Below are 22,838 nucleotides of genomic sequence, written 5' to 3' on the forward strand. Positions count from 1 at the left end.
GGCCTTGCTCTGCCTCAGCCGGTGGCGTCGAGGTAGACCGGGCGCGAGGGCTCGTGTGACGCCTCGACGGTGCGGACGGCGCCGAGGTGCTGCAGCACGGCGACCCGCGCCGCCTCGAGGCGGGCGAGCACGCCGCGCTGGCGCTCGGCCAACGAGGAGGCGCGGGTCGCCAACTCCTGTGGCAACGGCCCCAGCCCCACGGGCGGCGTCCATCGACGGGCCGGAGTGGGCAGGGCGGTGGGGTCGCCGTCGCCTATGGGAAGCGAGGCGTCCGCCTCGGCGACCAGCGCCTCCAGCTCGTCGAGGGCGGCGCGCCAGGCGGCGTGCGTCCGCTCGGTCCTAGGCGACACCGAAGCCTCCGGACAGGCCCGGGACGGTCGAGGCGGCGCCCGCCTGCAGCGAGGCCGCGGCCTCGTGCCAGGCCTGGCGCAACGGTTCGAGCAGCCCGATGACCTCGCGGGTCTGCGCGACGTCACGGTGCACGTTGGCGTTGACCAGGGCGGTCGACGTGTAGGTGTACAGCGCGAGCAGGCCCTCGCCGCCGTCCCAGACGTCGATCTTGAGAGACGACGACAGCTCGGCGATGATCGCCTGGGCGTGCAGCAACTGCTCGGAGGCGGTGCCCCAGTTCGCGGCGACCTGAGCGGCCTCGGCGCGCGACAGGTCGAGCATGAGGCGGTCGTAGAGCATCGTGACGAGCTGCACGGGCGTCGCCGACAGCACGGCGTCGCTCGTGTACTGGGCGCGCTGCTTCTGCACGACGGCCGAGGGGCCGGCCGAGGCCGCGGCGAAGGCGGCGAACGAGGTGGCGTCCATCAGCTGCTGCTCGTCGAGAGGGTGGCGAGCTGGCTCGAGATGTACTTCTGCTGCGCGGTCAGAGCACTGAGCGAGGTCTCGAGGGCCGAGTAGGTCTTCTGCAGGCTCGCGCGGCGAGCGGAGAGACGGTCGTCCCAGTCGCTGACGCGGTTGTTGAGGTCCTTCACGACCGACTGCTGCCCGGTGATGACCTTCGTCAAGGAACCGTCGAACTTGTCCGACACGGCGGTCGACGTCGAAGCGACCCGCGCGGCGATGGCACTCATCGTGGCCTGCACCTTCGCGGGGTCGGCGGCGAGCGCGGCGGCGAACTTCGTGGCGTCGACGGCGAACTGGCCGGTCTTCGCGTCGATCGAGATGCCGATGGTGCTCGGCGACTGCCCGTCGACGGGGCTGAGCACGGCATCGGTCAGACGCTGAGTGATGCCGCGTGTGGTCGAGTTGCCGCCGAAGACGCCGGCGGTGACGGTCGTCGTCCCCGTCGCACTGGTCGAAGTGGTGGCCGCGCTCTTGGTGCTGATGAGGCTCAACGCGGCGTTGACGCCAGCGACCAGGTCGGTGGCGACCTTCGTGGCGGCGGTCGCGTCCCGGGCGATCGAGAGGTGCACCGGCTCGGTCGTCGCGGCCGAGACGGTCACCGAGACGCCGGGGATCACGTCGGTGAACGTGTTGCTGCTGCTGGTGACGACCTGTTCGGCCGCGGTGCCCGCCCACAGCGTGATCGAGGCGTCGCGTGCCTGCGAGATCACGGCGGCACCGGGCTGGGCGATCAGGTCGGGCGCGGTACCGGCGGCCACGTCGGCGGCCGTGCCTCGGAAGACGTCGAAGCCGCCCTCGGCGCCGCTCTTCTGGCTCGACAGCTGCAGGCGGTACTGCACGGCCCCCGAGGCATCCTTGCCCGAGGCGACCTTGACGGCCGAGACGCCGGCGGCGGAGGCGTTGATCGCCTTCACGACGTCGTCGAGCGACGAGGAGGCGGCGGTCACCTCGGTCTTCGTGCCCGCGGCCGAGACGAAGGTCAGGGTGGCGGGCGAGTCGGGCCAGGCGGTCATCGCCGCGGTCACGGCGGTCTTCGACGAGGCGGTCGAGCCGACCACAAGGTCGATCGAGCCGGAGACGGCCCCGGGCGCGGTGGTGGCCGTGACGGCCGTCGAGCTGCTGGTGGGGGTGAAGAGCGAGAGCGAGCCGGCCTTGGCGGTCGAGGTCGCGAGCGTCGCCAGGTCGGCGATCTTGGTGTTCAGACCCTGCAGTGCCGTGACGAGCGTCTGGCCGACGGTGGCCTTGTTCTTCAGGATCGTCTGCGGCACGGCCTCGGACTGCATCAACGTGTTGATCAGCGTCGTGGTGTCGAGCCCGCTGACGAGGCCGTCGATGCCGAGCGAGGCCATCAGGTGCTCCTGTCGAGGTGGGGTGTCCGGGGTCGGACCGTGGGGCAGATCGAAGTGGGGGGAAGTGCTGAGACCGGGTGGCCCGACGGTGCAGGATCAGCTGCACCGTCGAGGCCACCCGGTCTCGAACCGCGGTGAGGTGGTGGTTCAGGCCCGAGCTGGGAGCACGGGACCTTCCTCAGCTAGGACTAGCGGAGGAGCGACAGCACGCCCTGGGTGCTCTGGTTCGCCTGGGCCAGCATCGCGGTGCCGGCCTGGCTGAGCACGTTCGAGCGGGTGTACTTGACCATCTCTTCGGCCATGTCCACGTCGCGGATGCGCGACTGGGCCGCCGTGAGGTTCTCCTTCGCGACGTTGGTCGACGCGATGGAGTGCTCGAAGCGGTTCTGGACGGCACCCAGCTCGGAACGGGTGGTCGAGACGGCCTTGATGGCCGTGTCGATCGCCGCGATCGAGGTGAGGGCCTCCGCCGAGGTCGTGAACTTCAGGGCGGCGACATCGGTCGCGATGGTACCGACGTTGGACTTCGACAGATCGATCTCGATCTGGTCGTTGCCCGCGTCGCTACCGGCACCGACCTGGAAGGTCAGCTTGCCGGTACCAGCGGCAGCGCCGGTCGCGGCCTCACCGTCGAGCAGCTTGATGCCGTTGAAGTTGGTCGAGCCCGAGATGCGCGTGAGCTCCTTCGACAGTGCCGTGACCTCGGTCTGGATCGCCGTGCGGGCGTCTTCGTTGTTCGAGTCGTTGCCGGCCTGAACGGCGAGGTCGCGGACACGCTGGAGGATCGAGTGCACCTCGGTGAGGCCACCTTCAGCGGTCTGGACGACCGAGATGCCGTCCTGGGCGTTGCGTGCGGCGACGGTCAGTCCGCCGACCTGCGAACGCAGGCCCTCGGAGATCGCGAGGCCGGCCGCGTCGTCAGCGGCACGGTTGATGCGGAGGCCGGACGAGAGCTTCTCGAGGCTCTTCGACAGGTCGTTCTGCGTGGCGTTCAGGTTGCGGTACGTGTTGTTGGCCGCGAGGTTGGTGTTGATCTGCATACCCATGGTGTTCTCCTCCGTGACTGGGTGGTGTTCGTCGGCCCGTCCGTGGGCTGACACCGGCTACTGTCGGCCGGTCGACCGCGGCTGTAAGTCAGCCGCAGAAGTTTTTTCGGGCGATCTCAGACCGCCGTGCTGACGGCGGCCGCGTCGGGCTCGCGCATGGCGCGGGCGATGCCGACGGCGGCGTTGGTGGCGACGCGCGACAGGTACGCGCTGCGTCGGGCCGGCGCGGTCTTCGAGACCGGCGTGAACTCGGCGTCGGGGTCGTCGGCGTAGTGCGACTCGAGGGCGTCGCGCAGCAGGCGGACCGCCTCGGTGCGCTGCTGCGAGACGGCGCTGTGGGTGATGCCGAGCTCGTCGGCGATCTCGGTGACGGTGCGGTCGCCGAAGTAGACGCCCTCGACGATCAGGCGCATGCGCTCAGGCAGGGCCTCGACGGCGGCGGCGACGTAGCGGCTGCGCTCCGACACGAGCAGGTTCTCCTCGGGCAGCGGCAGGTCGGCGGCGAGGTGGTCGGCGACGGTGTCGTCGAGGGCCGAGACCGTGCGGGCCGCGTCGGTCAGGGCACCGGCCGCCGTCTGGCGGTCGACGCCGAGGGCACCGGCGATCTCGTCGACACTCGGGGCGCGTCCCAGGGTCGCGGTGAGCGCCTCCTGGACGGCGAGGGTCTCCTTGATGCGCTTGCGGGTGCCACGGCTGGCCCAGTCGCCCGAGCGCATGTCGTCGGCGAACGCGCCGACGATTCGGGTGCGGGCGTAGGCGCCGAACGGGATGCCGAGCGTGTGGTCGAAGGCGTCGGCGGCCTGGACGAGGGCGACGGCACCGACCGAGGCGAGGTCGTCACGCGACAGGTGGGTGGCGCGGGCGCACACCTCCGAGACGAGGTAACCGACCAACGGCAGGTTCTCCACCACCATGGCGTTGCGTTCGGTGCGGTTCATCGCGACTCCCAGTGCGAAGGGGACCTGTGTGGTCCGGTGACGGTGACTCCGGGCGCGACGAACGGCCCTCTGATCAGGGCACGTCGACAGGGTTCGCCGAGGAGGCGCGGCGCACCGGACGAGACGTCGTCCGGACCGCGGATGGTGCTGCGCGACCGACCCGTCGGGGGTCCGTCGCTGCTCTGCAACGCTACCGAGCAGGAGGGGGGCGGCGGCAGTCCGGAACTGCCCCCAGTGCGGGGGAACGGTCGTCATCCCTTCGGGGGACACACCCCGTGCCCCCACCCCCGGACTGGGTCGGAACGGCCCTTCCTTCGAGTGGTGCTTTAAGGCTAGGAGCACGGTTCGGGGCCGCTGACTAACGTGCTCCGCGCCTCCGCCGATAGTCACCGGTGCAGAGGACGCCGGGCACTCCTCGCCGACGACCGACGAACCCGACACCCCGATGCGACCGACCGAGGAGGCCCCCATGGGCGCTAACGAACTCTCCGCGCTGCTCTGGCGAGAGCGCGAGCTGCTCGAGCTGCTGACCTTCAAGCTCGAAGAGGAGCAGTTGCTGCTCACCGCGGGCCGCAGCCGCTGGATCGACCACGCCACGCGTGAGGTCGAGCAGGTGCTCGGTCGCCTGCGGTCGGCGGGGCTCGAGCGCAGTGTCGAGGTGTCGGCCGTCGCCCGCGAGTGGGGCACCGACGAGGAGGCCCCGCTGCGCGAGATCATCGCCGCGGCCCCGGCCGGCCCGTGGGGCGAGATCTTCACCGCCCACCTGCGCGCCATGACCGAGCTGACCGGACGCATCGCCCAGCTGCGCGACGAGAACGAACGCTTCCTCCGGGCCGCCGCCCGCGCCACGCAGGAGACGTTGGCCACCGCGTCGACCGGCCCCGCGACCGCGACGTACGACGCGACCGGCCAGACCGGTCACGCGAACTCGGCCAGCGCCTCCGGCGGTCACCTGTTCGACGGGCGGCTCTGACGTGGTGAGCACGTTCGGCAGCCTCAACACGGCCTACCGCGGGCTGACCGCGGCCCGGACCGGGCTCGACGTGGTCGGCCAGAACATCGCCAACGTCAACACCGAGGGCTACACGCGCCAACGGGTCACCCAGTCCTCGATCGAGGCCGCGGCCCGCGTGGGCCTGTTCTCGAGCGGCGTCCAGCCGGGACAGGGCGTGTCGGTCGACGGCATCGCCCGCATCGGCGACCGGTTCGCCGACGCGCAGGTGCGCGGCGCCGCCGGGGCCGCCGGCTACCAGGGCGTCCGCGCCTCGGTCACGGCCGCCCTCGAGTCCTCCCTGAACGAGCCGAGCAGCACCGGCATCGCCTCGCAGCTGACGAAGTTCTGGTCGGCCTGGCAGGACGTCTCGAACGACCCGTCCGCCGCCGCCCCCGCCGCCGTGCTGCTCGGCCAGGCGAACACGATCGCCCAGACCCTCTCGACCGGCTACAAGGCCGTCGACGACCAATGGACCTCGCAGCGTCAGCAGCTCGACGGTCTCGCCTCGCAGCTCAACTCGGCCGCGACCCAGGTCGCCGACCTCAACGTGCGCATCCGCACCGCGACCCAGCAGGGTGTCAGCACCAACGAACTGGTGGACGCGCGCTCGGCGCTGACCGAGAAGATCGCGACCCTCGCCGGAGGCACGGTGCGCGACAACGCGGACGGCACGGTCGACGTCCTGGTCGGCGGCAACGCCCTGGTGTCGGGCGACTCGGCCCGGCAGGTGAAGGTGACCGGCGACTACACCCTGGCCACCGCCTCCTCGGGGGTCTCGCTCGAATGGACCCACCGCGCCGGCGACCCCATCTCGCTCGACGGCGGCAGCATCGCCGGCTCGCTGTCGGTGCTGGCCCCGGCCGCTCCCGGCGGCACCGGCGGCGTGCTCGCCGAGGCCGCCGCGAGCTACGACGCCCTCGCGACCCAGCTCGCCGCCCAGGTCAACGCGGTGCACTCCACCGGGACGACGGCCGACGGCACCACGGGTCACGCCTTCTTCGGGTTCACCGCCGGGGTGTCCGCCGCCCGCGGCCTCACCGTGCTGCCGACCGGCGCCTCGACCATCGCCTCGGGCAACGGCACGGGCGGGGCCCTCGACGGATCGGTCGCCCGGGCCGTCGGCCAGATCGGCCTGTCGGTCGGTTCGCCCGACCGCACCTGGGGCTCGATCGTCAGCACGATCGGGGCGACGGCCCGCACCGAGGCCGACCGTTCGACCCTCACCGACCTCGCGGCGACGTCCGCCAAGGGTCGCCAGCTCTCGACCGCCGGGGTCAGCCTCGACGAGGAGAACGTCAACCTGCTCACCTATCAGCACGCCTACCAGGGCGCGGCCCGGGTCATGACCGCGATCGACGAGATGCTCGACACGTTGATCAACGGCATGGGACGGGTCGGGAGGTAACCGATGATCACCCGCACCACGAACCAGATGGCGATGCTCACCGCGCAGCGCAACCTGCAGACCAGCTCGTACCGGGTCGACCAGGCCCAGCAGCGCGCGTCGACCCTCGACAAGATCTCGAAGCCGTCGGACGATCCGGCCGGCACGGCGGACGCACTGCGGGTCAAGGCCGAGCAGGCGGCGAACGTGCAGTTCTCCCGCAACGTCGGCGACGGCAACGGGTGGCTCTCGCTGGCCGACTCGGCGCTGTCGTCCACCGACGACGTGCTCAAGAAGGTGCGCGACCTCACGGTGCAGGGCGCCAACACCGGCGCGCTGTCACAACCCGCGCTCGACGCCATCGCGACCGAGATCGACGGCCTCAAGGCCGACCTGCTCGCCGTGGCGAACACCTCGTACAACGGTCGCAGCGTCTTCGCCGGCACGTCGGACGCGGGCGTCGCCTTCCGCCCCGACTTCAGCTACACCGGCACCCCGGGCTCGTCGGTCACCCGCCAGATCGGCGTCGAGACCAGCGTGCGCGTCGACGCCGACGGGGCCACCGCTTTCGGCACCGGTGCCGACTCGGTCTTCAGCATGCTGGACCGCATCAGCAACGACCTGCGGGCCGGCGTCAACGTCGGGACGCGGCTCACCGAGGTCGACGCCCGGTTGACGGCCGTCCGCGGCGTACAGTCCGACATCGGGGCACGACAGTCCCAGATCCTGAGAGCCGAGGACACCCTCTTGGACACGAAGACCACGCTCGAGGCGCAGCGCGCCGGCATCATGGACCTCGATCTCGGCCAGGCCGTGCTCGACCTGCAGATGCAGAACACCTCCTACCAGGCGGCCCTCGCGGTCACCGCCAAGGTGCTCCAGCCCACGCTGATGGACTTCCTCCGATGAGCGCGAACGCCGCCCGCGAGGTCGCGGGCTCCGTCGTGACGTTCGTCGCGCCTCCGTTCGGTCTCGAGCCGTTGACCGACTTCTCGCTCGAGCGCATCGACGGCGCCCCAGGACTCTTCGCCCTGCGGGCGAGCGGGTCCGAGGTGCGGCTGTTCGTGCTCGACGCGTCCGTGCACCTGCCCGACTACTCGCCCGTCGTGTCGGACGACCAGTCCGCCACCCTCGACCTGCAGGACGCCGCCGAGGCCCTGCTGCTCGTCGTCGCGACGCCTGCGTCGACCGGCATGACGGTGAACCTGCTCGCGCCGATCGTGGTCAACGTGCGCACCGGCGCGGGTGCCCAGTTGATCCTCGAGGGCCAGGACTGGCCGCTGCGCGCCGAGCTGAACCCGCGCGCGTAGGCCTGCCACGCGGCTGGGCACCGGCTGCGAAGGCGGTCACGGTGTGGTGACGACCGGTGCGCACGTCGCGGGCATCGGCTTGCCTGGAACGCAGGAGGCGCGATCATGATCACGACACCCCGCACCACACGGCACCGGCTCGCCGTCGGCACGATGGCGGCGGTCACCGCCGTCCTGCTCGTCGGCTGCACCGCCGGGGCCGACGCCACGGGCTCGGGCGGCCGGGCCGCCACCCGCCCGGCGTCCGAGACCCCGACCGACCCGACCGCCGCCGCCGGTCCCGGCCCGGTCGCCGGGACCACCGACGCGACCGCCGTCACCGTCGCGGCCGATGCCGTGCCGACCGACGTCGCCACCGACCTGGCCGCCCCCTGGTCGGTCGTGCGACTCGACACCGGGTCGTCGTTCGTCAGCCTGCGTGACACCGGCACGGTGCTCGAGCTGCTCGCCGACGGCAGCACCCGCGAGGCCGGCACGATCAACGGGGTCGTGCACGAGGGCGAGGGCGGACTGCTCGGCCTGGCCGTGCTCGCCGGGTCGCCGTCGTACCTCTACGCCTACGCCACGACCGCCGACGACAACCGCGTCGTGCGCGCGCCGATCACGGGCGAGGCCGGGTCCTACGGCCTGGGCGAGCAGGAGGCCGTGATCACCGGCATCCCGAAGGCGAGCAACCACGACGGCGGCCGCCTCGCGTTCGGCCCGGACGGGCTGCTCTACGTGACGACGGGTGACGCGAACCAACGGCCGAACGCGCAGGACCCCGGGTCGCTCGGCGGCAAGGTGCTGCGCGCGACCCCGGTCGGCGGCGTGCCCGACGACAACCCCACGCCCGGGTCGCTCGTCTACTCGCTCGGTCACCGCAACCCGCAGGGCATCGCCTGGGACGCCACCGGTGCCGCCTGGGCGGCCGAATTCGGGCAGAACACCTACGACGAGCTCAACGCCCTCGAGGACGGGGCGAACTACGGCTGGCCCGAGGTCGAGGGACGCGGCGAGGTCGCCGGCTTCTCGAACCCGGTGCTGCAGTGGTCGACCGACGACGCCAGCCCGAGCGGCCTCACGGCGGTCGGCACGACGCTGTACCTGGCCGGGCTCGGCGGCGAGAAGTTGTTCGAGATCCAGGTCGCACCCGGCTCCGAAGCCGTGCCGACCGAGCTCTTCGCCGGAGACCGGTCGCTCGGCCGCATCCGCGACGTCCTCCCCGGTCCCGACGGCACCCTCTGGCTCGTGACGAACAACACCGACGGGCGCGGCACGCCGAGCGCCGGCGACGACCGCATCGTCAGCGTCCCCCTCACCGCCGCCCCCTGACCCGCGGCCCGCCCCGCGCCTCCTGGCCCTCCGCCCCTTCTGGCACTCCGCCCCTCCGCCCCTCGCCCTGCCCTGACTCCGGCTCCGGCTCAGATCCCGCTGCTTCTCCTGTGCAAATCGCGACAGTCAGGGGGCGACACGCCGGCCGACCGGCACGATCGAGTGGCGGGATGCGGCCACCTGTCGCGATGTGCACGCAACAGAAGGAGGCGCGGGTCGGGTTCGGCACACGACCCGAGGAGGCGCGGGTCGGGTTCACCACACGACCCGAGGAGGCGCGAGTCGGGTTCGGCACGCGACCCGAGGAGGCGCGGGTCGACTTCTCCACACGGCCCCGTGACACTCGCTCACACGCTGCGCGCCGCGCGGCCTGTTCGGGGGCCGGGCGGTTACCCTCGTACTCGATGAGCCAGCACGACCGACCCGACACGACAGCACCCGGCAGCGCCCGCCCCCAGACCGTGCCGCCGGGGCTCGCTGCACCCGTCGTGCGCGGCATCGGCGGTGCCGGCGGTTTCGACCCCGTCAGCCTCCGCACGGCCGTCGACGTGCCCGCCGCCGAGGCCCGCCTCGCCGCCCTGGGCCAGAGCCGCAGCACCGCCGCCCTCGGTGAGCGCGCCGACCTGTTGCGCCTGCTCGGCCGCCTCGACGAGGCCCTCGCCATCGCCGAGGAGGCCTTCCGTCTGGCGCACTTCACCGGCGACCGGGCCGACTCGACGGCCGCCCGCATCCGACGGGCCCACATCTTCCGCGAGCAGGGCAAGCTCGACCGCGCCCTGAACGACCTGCACACCAGCCGCATCACGGCCGCCACCGAAGAATGGCGCGAGCTCGAGGCCGCCGCGGCCGAGCTCGAGGGCTACACGCTGTACGACCTCGGCCGCAACGAAGAGGCTCGCGAGACGCTGGCCAAGGCACTCGAGGCGTACGAGGCGTCGGGCGCCCCGCGCGACCGCACGAACGGGCTGCGCGTCGCGATCGAGGGCGTCATGCGCGCCTACCTGAGCGACACGGGCCCGCAGCCACGCATCGAGGCTCCCGCCGCCGGCGACACGAACCCGGTACCGATGCAGCCCCTGACCCCGGCGTCGCCGGCCCCGGCCCCGGCGCGGACCGAGGTCCCCCGCTTCGACGGCATCGCCGCCCTCTACGGCGGGTCGCCCGCGCCCGTGTCTGCTCCCACTCCTGCTCCCGCCCCCGAGGCGCCGCAGGGCACCGAGGCCACGACCTCCGACGTCGACGCGGAAGGAGGCGCGGTGCCGGTCCGTCAGACCATCGACGCCGCGCGCACCGCCGCGATCAGCTTCGACCCCGAGTCGATGCCCGACGAGGCCGCCGCGTCGCCCGTGGCCCAGGCCGCCGCCGCGCGCGCCGAGAAGGTCGCCGCTAGCGCTCCCGCCGCACCACGCGACGGTGGTCTCTGGGGCAAGATCAGCCACCTCGCCGAGCGGGCCGCGGGTCACCGCGACCGCGACTCGGACGAGTTCGACGCCGAGCGTCGTGGCGACGACGAGGCCCGTGGCACCGATCGGCCCCGCACGGGCGGCACCGGCGTGACCGGAGTCGTCGACGGCCTCCCGCGCGACGACGAGCCCACCACCTGGCCGTTCCCGCGGCGCTGACCCGCGCCTCCTGACCTCGACGTGGCCGACCTCGACCGGGTGCGGCGCTGGGCCGCTGCGCTCATCGACCTGCACCTCGACCCCGCCGTGTGGACCTTCGGCTTCGACAACGCCAAGACCCGCGCGGGCCTGTGCAACTACACGACGAAGCGCATCACGGTCTCGCGGCACCTCGCCGGCCGCTACGACGACGACGAGATCCACCAGGTGCTGCTGCACGAGGTCGCCCACGCCCTCGCCGGGTCGCGCGCCGGTCACGGACCCCGGTGGAAGGCCGTCGCGACCGACCTGGGCTACGTCGGCTCACGCCTGCACGACGGAGCCATCGCCAGCGAGCTCGCCCCCTGGGTCGGGGTCTGCCCAGCGGGGCACGAGCACTACCGCTACCGGCAGCCGGCGCGACCGCTCGCCTGCGGGCGGTGCTCGCGGAGGTACGACCCGGCCCACCTGATCACCTGGACCAAGCGCGAGGTCTGACGCCGCGCCTCCCGGGCCTTTGCCTGCCCCTGCCCCGGCCCCTCGGCGAGATGTCAAGAATTGCCGCTCATCATAAGAAGTGAGCGGCAAGTCGTGACATCTCGCCGGCGAGGGAGAGAAAGGGAGAGCAGGAGCAGGAGCAGGAGAGTCCAGGAGGCGCGTAACCGGTTAGGGTGGTCAGGTGCAGACCGGACAGTGGCTCAGATCCGACACCGACACCCGGTGGTTCTTCGACTCGGGCGCGCTCAGCCTCGACTTCGCCTACCTCGGCGGATTCCGTGCCGGGTCGCGCTTCGGCCCGGAGTCGGGCCTCGACCTGCCCGCCGACGGGTCGACCCCGTGGGACGGCCTGCTGCTGCCCGCCGACCTCGACGACTGGATCGGCGAACGCTTCGACGGCATCGCGGGTTCGGCCGCGGACCGTGAGCTCGCCGACGCCCGGGGCCTGCGCGACGCGATCGCCCGGCTCGCGGTGGCCGCGGCCGACGGCACCTCGACGGACCCCGACGACGTCGACACGCTCAACCTGTTCGCGGCGCTGCCCGACGTCCCGCCGTCCCTCGAGGGCGGCCGACGCCAGGCCGGAGCCGGACGCCTGCGGCTCGGGCAGGCGATGGCGTCGGTCGCCCGCGACGCGGTGACCCTCTTCACGACCGTCGGCTTCGGAGGCGGACCGGACTCGCGCCTCCGTCGGTGCACGAACGAGGCGTGCGGGCTCGTCTTCTTCGACGAGTCGCGCGCGGGCAGCCGCCGCTGGTGCTCGATGCAGAGGTGCGGCAACCGCGCCAAGGTGCGGGCGCACCGGGCCCGGGCCGCGAGGGGCTGAGGCCGGAGCCGCGCGCGCTGCCCGGCCACCCCGCCGCTCCCTTTTCCCGCCACGAAGTGAACAACCCGCCACGTCATTGCGTGGCGGGTTGTTCATCTCGTGGCGGCGTGAGCGGTGCGGCCCCGGACAGGACACACCCGCGCGGGCAACGGCCGACGGTCGACGGTCGGTCAGTCGACGACCGAGACGTCCTTCCAGAAGGCGACGTAGCCCGAGTAGTCCTTGCCGACGCGGTCGAACGAGGTCGGGATCGGCGTCGGGTAGCTCCAGGCGCGGTCCTGCAGCAGGTCGTCGCCCGACTTCACGCTGAAGTACTGGGTGTCGCCCTTCCACGGGCAGTGGTACTGGGTGGGGCTCTCGGTCAGCAGGTCGGAGTTCACGCTCGCGGGCGGGAAGTACCAGTTGCCCTCGATCGAGATCAGCTCGTCTTTCGGGGCCTCGGCGACGACGGTTCCGTCGGTGAGCACTGCCTTCATGGTTCCTCCTGCGGGTCGGGGCGACGTTCGGGTCGCTCTGGCCGCAACGCTACGCCGAGGGGATGAGTTCCTCGCGGGAGCCCTCCCGGACGACGGCCACGACCGCCACGGAGGACGAGGAGGCGCGGGCCGCGTCGACCACGTCGCCCCGGTCGGTCGCGACCAGCTCGGCCGCCGAGGCCGAGGCCGTCAGCAGGTGCGACGAGGCCCGGGCGAGTGCCCCGGCGGCGGCGCAGGCGACGGCCGCCTCGGGGGACGAGAAGTCGATGCCGACCGCGGCGAGCGCGTCGACCACCGCTCCGGCGGCGAGCTGGTCCTCGACGGCGGGCCGGAACCCGTCGGCTTCGACCGCCCCCGCGGCGACGAGCGCGACGAGGGCGCGGTCGCCCTGTCGGGTCTGACGCTCGACCACGTGTCGGGCCACCTCGGCCGCGGCAGCGGCACCGGTGACGACGAGGACGTCGGCCCCGCTCGGGACCTCGGGCAGCGCGGCGACGACGCGCACGGTCTCGTCCCGCGTCAGGGTTCCGTGCCCGTCGAGCACGTCGACCACGACGACGACGTGCGCCCCGGGGGCGATGCGGGCGGCTCCGGCCACGCCGTGGTCGAGCCTCACCTGGTACTTCTGCTGGCCGTGCGAACTCATCGGACCAGCGTAGGCAGCCACGCTCGGACGTCGCCCGTGCGTGACGCGACGTGACGTGCGATCAGGCGGCGGGAGTTGGATCGGGGCATGCACGTGCAGCTCAAACTCCGCCTCGCCTGCCCCGTCGACGTCGCGACCGACGCCCTCCGCGATCCGCAGGTGATGGTCGCCGTGACGAAGCCGCTGGTGGTCTACCGGTCCGAGTCGCCGTCGGGCTTCCCCGACCGCTGGACCGAGGAGGCGCACCCGGTGTCGGCGAGCATCCTCGGCGTCCTGCCGCTCGGCAGCACGCACGTCGACCTCGACTGGCACGAACGAGACGGTGCGTGGATCCAGCGCGACACCGGACGCGGCACGAGCGGCCAGTTCGCCCGCATGCGCATCAACCACCGGATGGCCGTCGTGCCGGACGGTCAGGACCACACCTTGTTGCGTGACCGACTCGAGTTCCACGCCGGCCCGTTGGGCCTGCTGCTCTGGCCCGGGCTCTGGGCGACCTGGCAGTGGCGCGCGCTGCGCATGAAGGCGCTGGCCCCGACCTGGCGCGGGGCGTCGACCCACCCGAAGCACGTCTGACCTCGGCAGCACGCCGCACCGGGGGCCGGCGTCAGCTCCAGAATCCGGCATGCACGGCCGAAGCCTCGTCGAACAGGGCCGGCCCCGACACCGACACCGCGCCTCCCCCACGGGCGAAGACCTCGCGGCAGGGCAGGTCGAGCGTCGACTCGCCCTCTTGCTCGGTGACCATGCCGAGCAGCTGCTGCTCGGCGAGTGCGTAGACGACCCGACCGATCCCGGCCCAGTGGATCGCTCCGGCACACATCGCGCACGGTTCGGTGCTCGTGTAGAGGGTCGCGGCCTTGAGCGTCGGTTTGTCGAACCGCTGTGCGACGAGGCGGACGAGGTTCGTCTCGGCGTGGCCCGTCGGGTCGCCCTCGGTGACGACCGTGTTCTCGTCCTCGACGACGTCCCCGTCGGCCGTGAGCAGCAGGGAGCCGAAGGGATGGTTGCCGTGGTCGCGAGCCTGCTGCGCGACCTCGATCGCGCGGTGCAGCTGCGCGAGGTCGGCCGGGGTGACGGTGGGGTCAGGAGTCGTGGTGTCGGTCGTCATGGGGTGAGCGTAGCCAGGGGGCACCGTCCGCCGCGGCCGCGACGGCGAGCTGTGGACGGGCGACCCGCCTGTGAGGGAGCCACGGGCGGCGGGGCGACCGCCTGCGTACGGTGGCAGAGGTGACCGACCCGACCCGCGCCTCCTCGTCCACCGGCGAGAACACTCCCGACGCCAGCGCCGACGCCTCTGCCGAGACCACCACCTCGACGCCCGCCCAGGGCGCGCTCGACATCGCGTCGTGGCGGCGGACGATCCACGGGCTCTACCGTGACGTGCGTGAGGCGACCGACCTCGCGGCGGCCCACGACCTGTGGCGACGCACCCGCGACGAGCTGTTCGCGACGCACCCCTCGACGCCGCTGCTGCCCGAGGACCGCCCCGACTTCACGGGCCTGCCGACGAAGCCGTACGACCCGGCCTGGCGCTTCGAGGTGGCGGTCGAGCCGGCCGAACCGCGGCGCATGGTGGTCGAGACCGGCACCGACGGCGACGTGCTCTTCGATCTCGTCGGCGTGGTCGACGTGCCCGGCGTCGGCAGCCTCGACGTGTGGAAGCTGGCGCAGTACGCGGGCGGCCTGTTCATCCCGATCAAGGACGCCCTGGCGGGCAAGCCGGGCGGCACCTACGGCGGCGGGCGCTACCTGATCGACTCGGTCAAGGGAGCCGACCTCGGCGCCGGCGGCGAGCCCGGCACGATCGTGCTCGACTTCAACTTCGCCTACAACCCGAGCTGTGCCTACGACCCGGCCTGGGCCTGCCCCCTCGCGCAGCCCGGCAACACGGTCGCGGTCGAGATCCCCGTCGGCGAGCGGTACGGGCGCGCGGTCTGAGCTACTCCTTGGGCTCGGAGTCGACCTCCACCGCGACGCTGTAGTCGTCACCGCCGTCGGTGCTGATCACCGAGACCGAGTCGTAGACGACGTCGTAGCCCGGGGTGTTGACGTCGCAGTGCACCTCGGACCGGTCCACGACCGGGATGGCGTCGTCGCCGCAGTCGACGTCGGGTCGGGTGCCGACCTCTCGTTCCAGGGCGTCGGCGACGGTGGTCGCGAAGGCACTGGACGACACGGTCCGGTCGATCGAGGCCGAGGCGGTGCACCCCGCCAGGCCCCCTGCCAGGACGGAGGCGGTGATCAAGCTCGAGACGACTGTCGATGCGCGCAAGGGTTCGGGCCTTCCGGACCAGGGGAGACCGCGGTGCGTGCCCCCCGGAGCCGCGGCTCTCGCGCCCCCGAGGTGTAGCCAACCACGTCGACGGATCGACAGGTCGATCCACGGTGAGCCAGGCGTGGCGCGGTGGGGGCGAGGCGTCCTGAGGGGCCGACCCGCGCCTCCTCGGCTCGTCGCCAGCGCCGCCACACGACGCGCCTGCACAGCCGTGCAGACCACACCCGTCGCGTTTTCCGGCCTCAGCCGCTAGGCTGGGGTCACTTGCGAGCCGGTCCGATCGGCTCCCTGCGTCGTAGCACGCCCCTCACCGCCTCTCCGTCCTGGCACACACCCAGGCAGAACAGCAGGCGCGCGAAGCTCACTCTGCGGCGAAACGATCGTGCACACCTGCACCGTCGCCACACCTCGAGCCCGGCTACGACAGCCGTTCTCCCGGCACTGCCCCGCCCTCGTGCGAGCACGTCCCCGACGTGCCCTCGCACCAGCAGGCGGCCAGGCAGCCTCGGCCCGGCTCGACACCGATGCCCCGAAAGGTGCACCACATGTCAACGAACACCCTCGACACCGAGAACACCGACGCCACGACCGTCGACGAGGCGGCCGACACCGTCACCTTCAGCTCGCTGGGCGTGCCCGCTCCGATCGTGAAGTCCCTCGCCGCGGAAGGCAAGACGACCGCGTTCCCGATCCAGGTCGACACGCTGCCCGACACCCTCGGCGGACGCGACGTCCTCGGCCGCGGCAAGACCGGCTCGGGCAAGACCCTCGCCTTCTCGATCCCCATGGCCGCGCGCCTCGGCGGCAAGCTGGCCGGCGGCAACCGCCGCGCCGGGCGCCCCCTCGGCCTGGTCCTCGCCCCCACCCGCGAGCTCGCCACGCAGATCGACGCCGTGCTCGCGCCGCTCGCCGAGGCCTACGGCATGCGCACCACCACCATCTTCGGCGGCGTCTCGCAGAACCGTCAGGTGCAGGCCCTCAAGGCCGGCGTCGACATCATCATCGCCTGCCCCGGCCGCCTCGAAGACCTCATGAAGCAGGGCTTCGTCAAGCTCGACGCCATCGAGATCACCGTGCTCGACGAGGCCGACCACATGGCCGACCTGGGCTTCCTGCCCGGTGTCACGCGCATCCTCAAGGCCACCCCGAACGACGGCCAGCGCCTGCTCTTCAGCGCCACCCTCGACAACGGCGTGGACAAGCTGGTCAAGCAGTTCCTCCACAACGAGGTGCTGCACTCGGTCGACGAGGCCAACTCGCCCGTCGCCAAGATGACCCACCACGTCTTCGAGACGCCCGACGTCGACAGCAAGAACGCGCTGATCCAGAAGCTCGCCGGCGGCCAGGGCCGTCGGATCCTCTTCATGCGCACCAAGCACCACGCCAAGAAGCTCGCCAAGAAGCTGACCGAGTCGGGCATCCCCGCCGTCGACCTGCACGGCAACCTGTCGCAGCCGCAGCGTGACCGCAACCTCGCCGCCTTCCAGGACGGCTCGGCCCGCGTGCTCGTCGCCACCGACGTCGCCGCCCGAGGCGTGCACGTCGACGACATCGAGCTCGTCATCCACGTCGACCCGCCGACCGAGCACAAGGCGTACCTGCACCGCTCGGGCCGCACCGCCCGCGCCGGAGCAGAGGGCGACGTCGTCACCCTCGTCATCCCCAGCCAGAAGCGCGACGTCGCCCAGCTGATGAAGAAGGCCGACATCCGCCCGACCATCACCGCCGTGACGCCGAACTCGCCCGAGGTCGACGCCCTCGTCGGCCAGGTCGCCGCCTACGTCAAGCCCTCGCCCAAGGCTGCCGTCCAGCAGCAGCAGGGTGGCGGCGGACGCTCGCAGGGCGCCAACGCGCAGCGCAAGCGCGCCGCGCGCCAGGACTCGCAGGGCAACCCCATCGCCCGTCAGGACCGTTCGGGTCGCCCCGGCCAAGGAGGCGCGGGTCGCGGTTCCGACTCCGGTCGCGCCGGTGCCGGTGCGGGTCGCTCGGGTGGCTCGCGTGACGGCGGCCGCCAGGGTGGCCGCGACGGAGGTGCGCGTCGCGACGCCGCCCCCCGCGGTGGCGCCTCGACCTTCTACTCGACCGAGTCGGGCCGCGGTTCGTCCACGCCCGTCCATGACGACGCCCGTGGCGCACGTGACGGTGCTCGCGACGAGACCCGTGGCACCCGTCAGACCGGTCGCCGCGCCCAGAGCAGCGGCACCCAGAGCGACGGCGGCCAGAGCCGCACCAACGCGGTCCGCAACGACCAGGCCGAGTTCGCCGCGTCGCTCGGCGGCTCGCGCGAAGGCGGCTCGCGCGAGGGCGGCCAGCGTGACGGCGGCCAGCGCAGCGGCGGACGCCGCGCCTCGTCCGAGGGCGGCCGTCCCGGCTCGCTCAAGGTCGGCGGCCTCGTCGGGGGCAAGGCCCGCACCGGCGGCGGCCAGCGCAGCGGTCGCTGACCGTCAGACCCCAGGAAACCGCTGAGACCCTCGTGCGCGCACGGGGGTCTCAGCGGTTTCCTGGGGTCTCGGCGCTCCACTCGCCGTGCGTGCAGCCGGCGAGCCCCGCACGGGCGAGCTTGTCGAGCATGGGTCGATGCGTCAGGGCGTCGTCCCAGAGCCACCGGGCGAAGCCGCGGACCCCGGGTAGGGCACGGATGCGGTCCTCGCGCAGCTTCTCGTCGACCACGACCTGTTCGGGTGTGCGGCCTCGTCGTTCGGTCCGGCCGAGGTACTTCACGAGCCCGTCGAACTCGCCGACCACCCCGCAGCACGGCCACCAGAAGTCGACCCGGCCGATCAGTCCGTCGTCGTCGTGGAAGCGCTTCTGCAGGACGGGGCGTGCCAGCCCGGCCTCGAACATGCCCGCCCGGCTGAGCGACTCACCCGCCGACTCCGAGAGTGGATCAGCGAGGGCGAGAGCGAGGGTGGCCACCCGGGTACCTCTGTGGGAGCCACGAGCCTCGAGGTGGGCCCCTGCGGCGGTCCGGTCGAAAGCCTGCGAACGGAGTCCGTGGTCGATGACGACGAGTCCGCCTCGGAGATCGCGGGTACGCGCGACGTCGAGAGCGGCGCGGAGGGGGACGACCGTGGGCATGCCCCACCTGCTGATCAGGTCGGCGGCGCCGAGGTCGGCGGCGTGACGGACCAGCGTGGACGATGTGAGGGTGCTGGCGCGCCTCCGGTCGACGACGTGGACACGCTCGGGCCGACGCCCCAGGAGGGGGAACCCGTTCAGGGCGAGCGCCGACTCGTGCGACACGACGATGTCGGAGGTCAGCCGCCCGACGACGGCACGGACCCGCAATGCGTGCCGTTGTCGAGGGTCGGCCGCGACCCACGTCTCTGCCGACAGGTACGTGCCGGGGGCGAGTCGGACGAGCTCGTCGACGCGAGCTCGTCGTCGCAACTCGTGGTCGTCACGACCACTGCGCAGCCAGGTCGCTCGGCGGATGATCTCGTCGTCAGGTGTCGGCACGGTGTCGAGCCTGACGGACCGACGTGACCCGCGCCTCCTGCCGTCGTCGGCCTGTGGAGAACGTCGCGAAACCCCAGGAAGTCACCGAGACCCCGGCTCGCGCACGGGGGTCTCAGCGACTTCCTGGGGTCTCGGCAGGCGCGGCGGCTAGTGCAGGGCGCCGACGGAGGCGAGGGCGCTGCGCAGCAGGGTGCCGCGGCCGCCCTCCATCTCGGCGGCGACCTCGTCGGAGGCAGCCTGGTGCGGCGTCAGCCAGGTGAGCTCCAGGGCGTCCTGCCGCGGGTCGCAGGTGCCGGTCACGGGCACCACGTAGGCGAGCGACACGGCGTGCTGACGGGGGTCGGTGTAGACCGACGAGCCGGGCAGCGGGAAGTACTCGGCGACCTGGAACGGCACCGGCGACGGAGGCAGCTGCGGGAAGGCCATCGGCCCGAGGTCTTTCTCGAGGTGACGGAACAGGGCGGTGCGCAGGCTCTCGCCGTACATCACCCGGCCGGAGACGAGCATGCGCGAGATCGACCCCTCGTCGGAGGCGCGGAGCAGCACTCCGACCTCGGTCACGACCCCCATGCCGTCGGTTCGCACGGGCACGGCCTCGACGTAGAGGATCGGCAGGTGCTGCCGCGCCTGGAAGAGCTCGTCCTCCGAGAGCCAGCCGGGATTGGGGTCGGGGTCGGGTGTCCGCACGGAGCTCATGGCCCATTCTTACCGGCTCGACGGCCCGATCGCGTGACGTGACGCTACGGGCGAACAGCACCGGCCCCGATGTCGGCACCCGTCGCTAGGCTCGGCCCATGGTGCAGATCGACCCGTCCCTCGTCCAGTGGTCCGCCGTCGAGGCCGAGCGTGACGGGCGGCCCCTGCTCGTCCTGCTGCACGGCGTGGGCTCGCACGAGGGCGACCTGATCGCGCTCGCCCCCTACCTGCCGCAGCAGTTCGTGGTCGCGTCGCTGCGGGCACCACTGCCCCACGGCGACGGGTTCTCGTGGTACCCGCTGTCGACTCCCGGTGCGCCCGACCTGGGCGCCGTCGACGACGCGGCCGAGGCCGTGCTCGCCTGGCTCGACTCGCTCGGGGCGCACCATCCGTCCGTCAGCCTGCTCGGGTTCTCGCAGGGCGGGTCGCTCTCGCTGCAGCTGCTCCGTCACGCGCCCGAGCGGTTCGCGTTCGCGGCCGTGCTCGCCGGGTTCGTGGTCCCCGCCGCGGGCGACGACGCCACGCTCGAGCGCGCGGCCGCACGCGACGACGCCGTCACGGCCGCCCGCCCCGCCGTCTTCTACGGTCGCGGCGACGTCGACCAGGTCATCCCCGCCGACGCCGTCGAGCGCACGTCCGCCTGGCTCGAGACGCACGCCGACGCCGAGCAGACCGTCTACCCCGGGCTGGCCCACGGCATCTCGCAAGAAGAACTCGACGACCTCAACGCGTTCATCGGCCGTGTGACCGCCGCCCCGGCCGCCGACGCCGACGCACCCGTGTCGGTCGCCGGCGCCGACTCCACCGACTGATCCGGGCCCGCCCCGGCCCTCTAGCCCCAACGAACGAAGGAGGCGCGCGATGGCGACGCTCTCGGTGTCCGGTTCCGCCACCCACCGCCACCGTGCCGAGCGCGGTGTCGTCCACCTCACCGTGGGCTTCGACGGTGACGACCGCGAGAGGGTCGTCCGCGACACCGCCGCCGTGCACTCCCGCCTCACCGAGCAGGCGACGGCCTGGCGCCGCCAGGAGGCCGCCACCTGGTGGAGCGCCCGGAGCGTCTCGGTCGCGGTCGAGACCGAGGCGGCGACCGACCGGGGCGACGGGGGCGACGCGACCCGCGCCTCCTCTGGGGTGCTGTTCCGTACGCGGGCCGACGTCGACGTGCGGTTCAGCGACTTCGACGCGTTGGCCTCGTGGGTGGGCGACGTCGCCCTCGAACCCGGCGTGACCGTCGACTGGATCGAGTGGTCGCTCAGCCATGCCCGCCGGCCCGAGGTCGAGAAGGCCGTGCGGGTCGCCGCCATCGCCGACGCCGTCACCCGGGCCGGCGACTACGCCGAGGCACTCGGGCTCGGGCGACCGACGCTGCAGTCGGTGTTCGAGCCGGGGCTGCGGCCGGGTGCTCCCGGTGGCGGCAGCCCGTTCGGCCTGGCCCGTGCTGCCGCGACGTTCTCGTCGGGCGGCCTCGTCACCTTCGACCTGCACCCCGACGACATCGAGGTCTCCGCCGAGGTCAGCGCCGACTTCGTCGCCTGACCCGCCTGCTCCCCCGCGCCCCGGCCCTGCCACCCGGCCTCCCCTGCCCCTGCCCCTGTGTCACCGTCTCGGTGTGCAAATCGCGACAACCGGACTTCGACACGCCGGGCGACGGCGGACATGAGCGGCGCGTCGTCGCGACGATGTCGGGTTGTGCACACCCAGGAGCGTGCCGCCGGTCGGGTTCGGCACGCCAGGGGCTCGCCGCCGGTCGGGTTCGGCACGCCAGGGGCTCGCCGCCGGTCGGGTTCGGCACGCCAGGGGCTCGCCGCCGGTCGGGTTCGGCACACGCCGACCCGAGCGGCTGGTCCGATTCCGGTTCCGGCACCCCGGGGTGCCGCGCCGCCCGTCGGCCCGGCGCCCCACCTCAGAGCAGCCGGTGCCACACCCCTTCGACGCCGATCGGCCCGAACCCGACGGCTTCGTTGACGGCGAGCATGGGCCGGTTCTCCTCGGCGTTGAACGTCAGCACGGCCGGGCGGCCCGGCTTCTCCACGGCCAGACGGTCGAGGTTGGCGACCTTCACCAGCCAGCCCAGCCGGTGCCCGCGGTGCTCCCGTCGCACGAGGGTCATCTGCTGCATCGCGGGCCGCGACGCGTCGTCGGGCACCGCGAGGTCGGAGCACGCGACGAGCCGGCCCGTCGGCACGTGCTCGGCCGCCGCGGTCAGCGAGGCCCGCCCGCTCGTGGCCCGTCGCCGCTCGGCCTCGACGAGGCGTTCGACGGTCCAGACGTCCTCGGGCTCGGGCACGTCGCCCATCGGCGCATCGGTGCTCAGGGCGGTCGCCATGGCCGCGACGTCGGACTGCCAGAGCCGGGGGGTGGGGCCCGACCAGGTGTGGACGCGATACTCGTCCCCCGCCGCGGCGAGCGCCTCGGAGCGGATCGCGGCCAGCGCCTCCTCGTCCACCGGAAGGGGCAGGCGGCTGATGCGCTCGACCTGGCCGAGCGCGTAGCCGCGCGACAGCGCGAACCGGACCTCCGAGGAGGCGCGGGGCACCCAGCCGTGACCGGTCGAGGCCTCGAGGCGGTCGGCCGGGGCGGTCGTGGGGGCCGAGCCTGCGGTGGGGCCCTGGCCTGCGGTGGCGCCCTGGCCCGAGGCCACGCCCTGGCCGGACGCGACGTCCTGGCCGGAGGCGACACCCTGGCCGGAGGCGACGCCCTGGCCCGACGCGACGAAGGCGATGGCGTCGGTGCGGCCGGCGGCGCGGGCGACGGCCTCGAGGTGGTCGAGCAGGGCCGTGCCGAGGCCCCGGCGGCGGTGCTCGGGCGCGACGGCGACCCAGAGCCAGCAGGTCGTGACGGCCGGGTCGGCGAGCGTCTCGTACGTGGCCCGACCGACGATGCGTCCCTCGGCCCGCACCACGAACAGTCGCCGTGGCGTGAACGGGTCGTGCCACTGCGGCAGCTGCTCGGCCGGCGCGAAGTCGAGGTCGCCGAAACCGAGCACCTCGGTCTGGACGGCGTTCTCGAGGGCGATCGCCTCGACGTAGGCGGCGACGCGGTCGGCGTGGTCGGGGCGGTCGGCGTGGTCGCCGTCGGGGTCTGCGTCGGCGTCACGGTCGGCGGCGGGACGGGGCTCGAGAGTGCTGGGCACGACGATCTCGTCGATCACGATGTCGGTCACGG

At 72.8% G+C, this 22,838-nt stretch carries 25 protein-coding genes; 13 read left to right on the top strand and 12 right to left on the bottom strand.

Annotation, left to right across the window (positions count from 1 at the left end; all coding sequences use genetic code 11):
* Positions 1-14: 14 nt before the first annotated feature.
* The 5 genes from ASG28_RS11430 to ASG28_RS11450 form a co-directional block, all read right to left on the bottom strand.
* Complete coding sequence (locus ASG28_RS11430) at positions 15-350, bottom strand: hypothetical protein (protein WP_055975178.1); 336 nt, start codon at positions 348-350, stop codon at positions 15-17.
* Positions 340-816 (bottom strand): flagellar export chaperone FliS, encoded by a 477-nt coding sequence (gene fliS, locus ASG28_RS11435; protein WP_082059937.1) that lies wholly within the window; start codon positions 814-816, stop codon positions 340-342. Before fliS ends, ASG28_RS11430 begins: the two co-directional genes overlap by 11 nt.
* A complete protein-coding gene (gene fliD / locus ASG28_RS11440; RefSeq protein ID WP_055975180.1) occupies positions 816-2,204 on the bottom strand; it encodes a flagellar filament capping protein FliD in 1,389 nt (462 codons plus the stop codon). Before fliD ends, fliS begins: the two co-directional genes overlap by 1 nt.
* 188 nt (positions 2,205-2,392) lie before the next feature.
* A complete protein-coding gene (locus tag ASG28_RS11445; RefSeq protein ID WP_055975183.1) occupies positions 2,393-3,250 on the bottom strand; it encodes a flagellin N-terminal helical domain-containing protein in 858 nt (285 codons plus the stop codon).
* A 116-nt stretch (positions 3,251-3,366) separates the two neighbouring features.
* Entirely contained in the window at positions 3,367-4,188 is an 822-nt protein-coding gene (locus ASG28_RS11450; RefSeq protein ID WP_055975186.1) for a sigma-70 family RNA polymerase sigma factor, read from the bottom strand.
* 469 nt (positions 4,189-4,657) lie between these two features.
* Here ASG28_RS11450 and ASG28_RS11455 point away from each other — a divergent pair, with 469 nt between their 5' ends.
* The 8 genes from ASG28_RS11455 to ASG28_RS11490 all read left to right on the top strand — a co-directional run bounded on the left by ASG28_RS11455 (position 4,658) and on the right by ASG28_RS11490 (position 12,115).
* Complete coding sequence (locus ASG28_RS11455) at positions 4,658-5,161, top strand: flagellar protein FlgN (protein ID WP_043594815.1); 504 nt, start codon at positions 4,658-4,660, stop codon at positions 5,159-5,161.
* A 1-nt stretch (position 5,162) separates the two neighbouring features.
* Positions 5,163-6,587 (top strand): flagellar hook-associated protein FlgK, encoded by a 1,425-nt coding sequence (gene flgK / locus ASG28_RS11460; RefSeq protein ID WP_326937860.1) that lies wholly within the window; start codon positions 5,163-5,165, stop codon positions 6,585-6,587.
* Positions 6,588-6,590: 3 nt separating this feature from the next.
* Entirely contained in the window at positions 6,591-7,475 is an 885-nt protein-coding gene (flgL, locus tag ASG28_RS11465; protein ID WP_055975191.1) for a flagellar hook-associated protein FlgL, read from the top strand.
* Positions 7,472-7,876: a flagellar assembly protein FliW gene (locus ASG28_RS11470; protein ID WP_043594811.1), complete on the top strand. Its 405-nt coding sequence runs from the start codon at positions 7,472-7,474 to the stop codon at positions 7,874-7,876. The genes flgL and ASG28_RS11470 overlap by 4 nt, the downstream gene beginning before the upstream one ends.
* A 105-nt stretch (positions 7,877-7,981) precedes the next feature.
* Positions 7,982-9,190, top strand: a complete 1,209-nt coding sequence (locus tag ASG28_RS11475; RefSeq protein WP_055975193.1) for a PQQ-dependent sugar dehydrogenase — start codon at positions 7,982-7,984, stop codon at positions 9,188-9,190.
* 404 nt (positions 9,191-9,594) lie between these two features.
* Positions 9,595-10,812 (top strand): hypothetical protein, encoded by a 1,218-nt coding sequence (locus ASG28_RS11480; protein ID WP_055975196.1) that lies wholly within the window; start codon positions 9,595-9,597, stop codon positions 10,810-10,812.
* Between the two features lie 21 nt (positions 10,813-10,833).
* Positions 10,834-11,289: a SprT-like domain-containing protein gene (locus tag ASG28_RS11485; RefSeq protein ID WP_054145362.1), complete on the top strand. Its 456-nt coding sequence runs from the start codon at positions 10,834-10,836 to the stop codon at positions 11,287-11,289.
* A 181-nt stretch (positions 11,290-11,470) separates the two neighbouring features.
* Positions 11,471-12,115, top strand: a complete 645-nt coding sequence (locus ASG28_RS11490; RefSeq protein WP_055975199.1) for a CGNR zinc finger domain-containing protein — start codon at positions 11,471-11,473, stop codon at positions 12,113-12,115.
* Positions 12,116-12,285: 170 nt separating this feature from the next.
* On the opposite strand, the gene ASG28_RS11495 is transcribed toward ASG28_RS11490, so the two are convergent.
* Together ASG28_RS11495 and ASG28_RS11500 are read right to left on the bottom strand one after the other, a co-directional pair.
* Positions 12,286-12,591: a DUF427 domain-containing protein gene (locus tag ASG28_RS11495; protein WP_055975201.1), complete on the bottom strand. Its 306-nt coding sequence runs from the start codon at positions 12,589-12,591 to the stop codon at positions 12,286-12,288.
* Between the two features lie 49 nt (positions 12,592-12,640).
* A complete protein-coding gene (locus tag ASG28_RS11500) occupies positions 12,641-13,237 on the bottom strand; it encodes a hypothetical protein (RefSeq protein WP_082454595.1) in 597 nt (198 codons plus the stop codon).
* Between the two features lie 87 nt (positions 13,238-13,324).
* Between ASG28_RS11500 and ASG28_RS11505 the strand changes: the two genes are divergently transcribed.
* Positions 13,325-13,813, top strand: a complete 489-nt coding sequence (locus ASG28_RS11505; RefSeq protein ID WP_055975205.1) for a hypothetical protein — start codon at positions 13,325-13,327, stop codon at positions 13,811-13,813.
* A gap of 31 nt (positions 13,814-13,844) precedes the next feature.
* On the opposite strand, the gene ASG28_RS11510 is transcribed toward ASG28_RS11505, so the two are convergent.
* The gene (locus ASG28_RS11510; protein WP_055975207.1) at positions 13,845-14,348 is read right to left on the bottom strand and encodes a nucleoside deaminase; all 504 of its coding nucleotides are present in this window, start codon (positions 14,346-14,348) and stop codon (positions 13,845-13,847) included.
* Between the two features lie 230 nt (positions 14,349-14,578).
* Between ASG28_RS11510 and ASG28_RS11515 the strand changes: the two genes are divergently transcribed.
* Entirely contained in the window at positions 14,579-15,178 is a 600-nt protein-coding gene (locus tag ASG28_RS11515; protein ID WP_055977526.1) for a DUF1684 domain-containing protein, read from the top strand.
* Position 15,179: 1 nt separating this feature from the next.
* Here the strand turns inward: ASG28_RS11515 and ASG28_RS11520 are convergent, their stop codons facing one another.
* Entirely contained in the window at positions 15,180-15,512 is a 333-nt protein-coding gene (locus tag ASG28_RS11520) for a hypothetical protein (RefSeq protein ID WP_157485704.1), read from the bottom strand.
* A gap of 548 nt (positions 15,513-16,060) precedes the next feature.
* Between ASG28_RS11520 and ASG28_RS11525 the strand changes: the two genes are divergently transcribed.
* Complete coding sequence (locus tag ASG28_RS11525; protein WP_200925289.1) at positions 16,061-17,956, top strand: DEAD/DEAH box helicase; 1,896 nt, start codon at positions 16,061-16,063, stop codon at positions 17,954-17,956.
* A gap of 49 nt (positions 17,957-18,005) precedes the next feature.
* Here the strand turns inward: ASG28_RS11525 and ASG28_RS11530 are convergent, their stop codons facing one another.
* Together ASG28_RS11530 and ASG28_RS11535 are read right to left on the bottom strand one after the other, a co-directional pair.
* Positions 18,006-18,974, bottom strand: coding sequence for a hypothetical protein (locus tag ASG28_RS11530; RefSeq protein ID WP_055975212.1), 969 nt, complete (start codon positions 18,972-18,974; stop codon positions 18,006-18,008).
* A gap of 147 nt (positions 18,975-19,121) precedes the next feature.
* Positions 19,122-19,670, bottom strand: coding sequence for an NUDIX hydrolase family protein (locus ASG28_RS11535; RefSeq protein WP_043595902.1), 549 nt, complete (start codon positions 19,668-19,670; stop codon positions 19,122-19,124).
* A gap of 98 nt (positions 19,671-19,768) precedes the next feature.
* Here ASG28_RS11535 and ASG28_RS11540 point away from each other — a divergent pair, with 98 nt between their 5' ends.
* Together ASG28_RS11540 and ASG28_RS11545 are read left to right on the top strand one after the other, a co-directional pair.
* Entirely contained in the window at positions 19,769-20,482 is a 714-nt protein-coding gene (locus tag ASG28_RS11540) for an alpha/beta hydrolase (protein ID WP_082454598.1), read from the top strand.
* Positions 20,483-20,531: 49 nt separating this feature from the next.
* Positions 20,532-21,209 (top strand): SIMPL domain-containing protein, encoded by a 678-nt coding sequence (locus tag ASG28_RS11545; RefSeq protein WP_055975216.1) that lies wholly within the window; start codon positions 20,532-20,534, stop codon positions 21,207-21,209.
* 367 nt (positions 21,210-21,576) lie between these two features.
* On the opposite strand, the gene ASG28_RS11550 is transcribed toward ASG28_RS11545, so the two are convergent.
* Entirely contained in the window at positions 21,577-22,836 is a 1,260-nt protein-coding gene (locus tag ASG28_RS11550) for a GNAT family N-acetyltransferase (RefSeq protein WP_055975219.1), read from the bottom strand.
* Positions 22,837-22,838 lie beyond the last annotated feature (2 nt).

This window comes from Frigoribacterium sp. Leaf415 (genome assembly GCF_001424645.1).
Classification (GTDB): Bacteria; Actinomycetota; Actinomycetes; order Actinomycetales; family Microbacteriaceae; genus Frigoribacterium.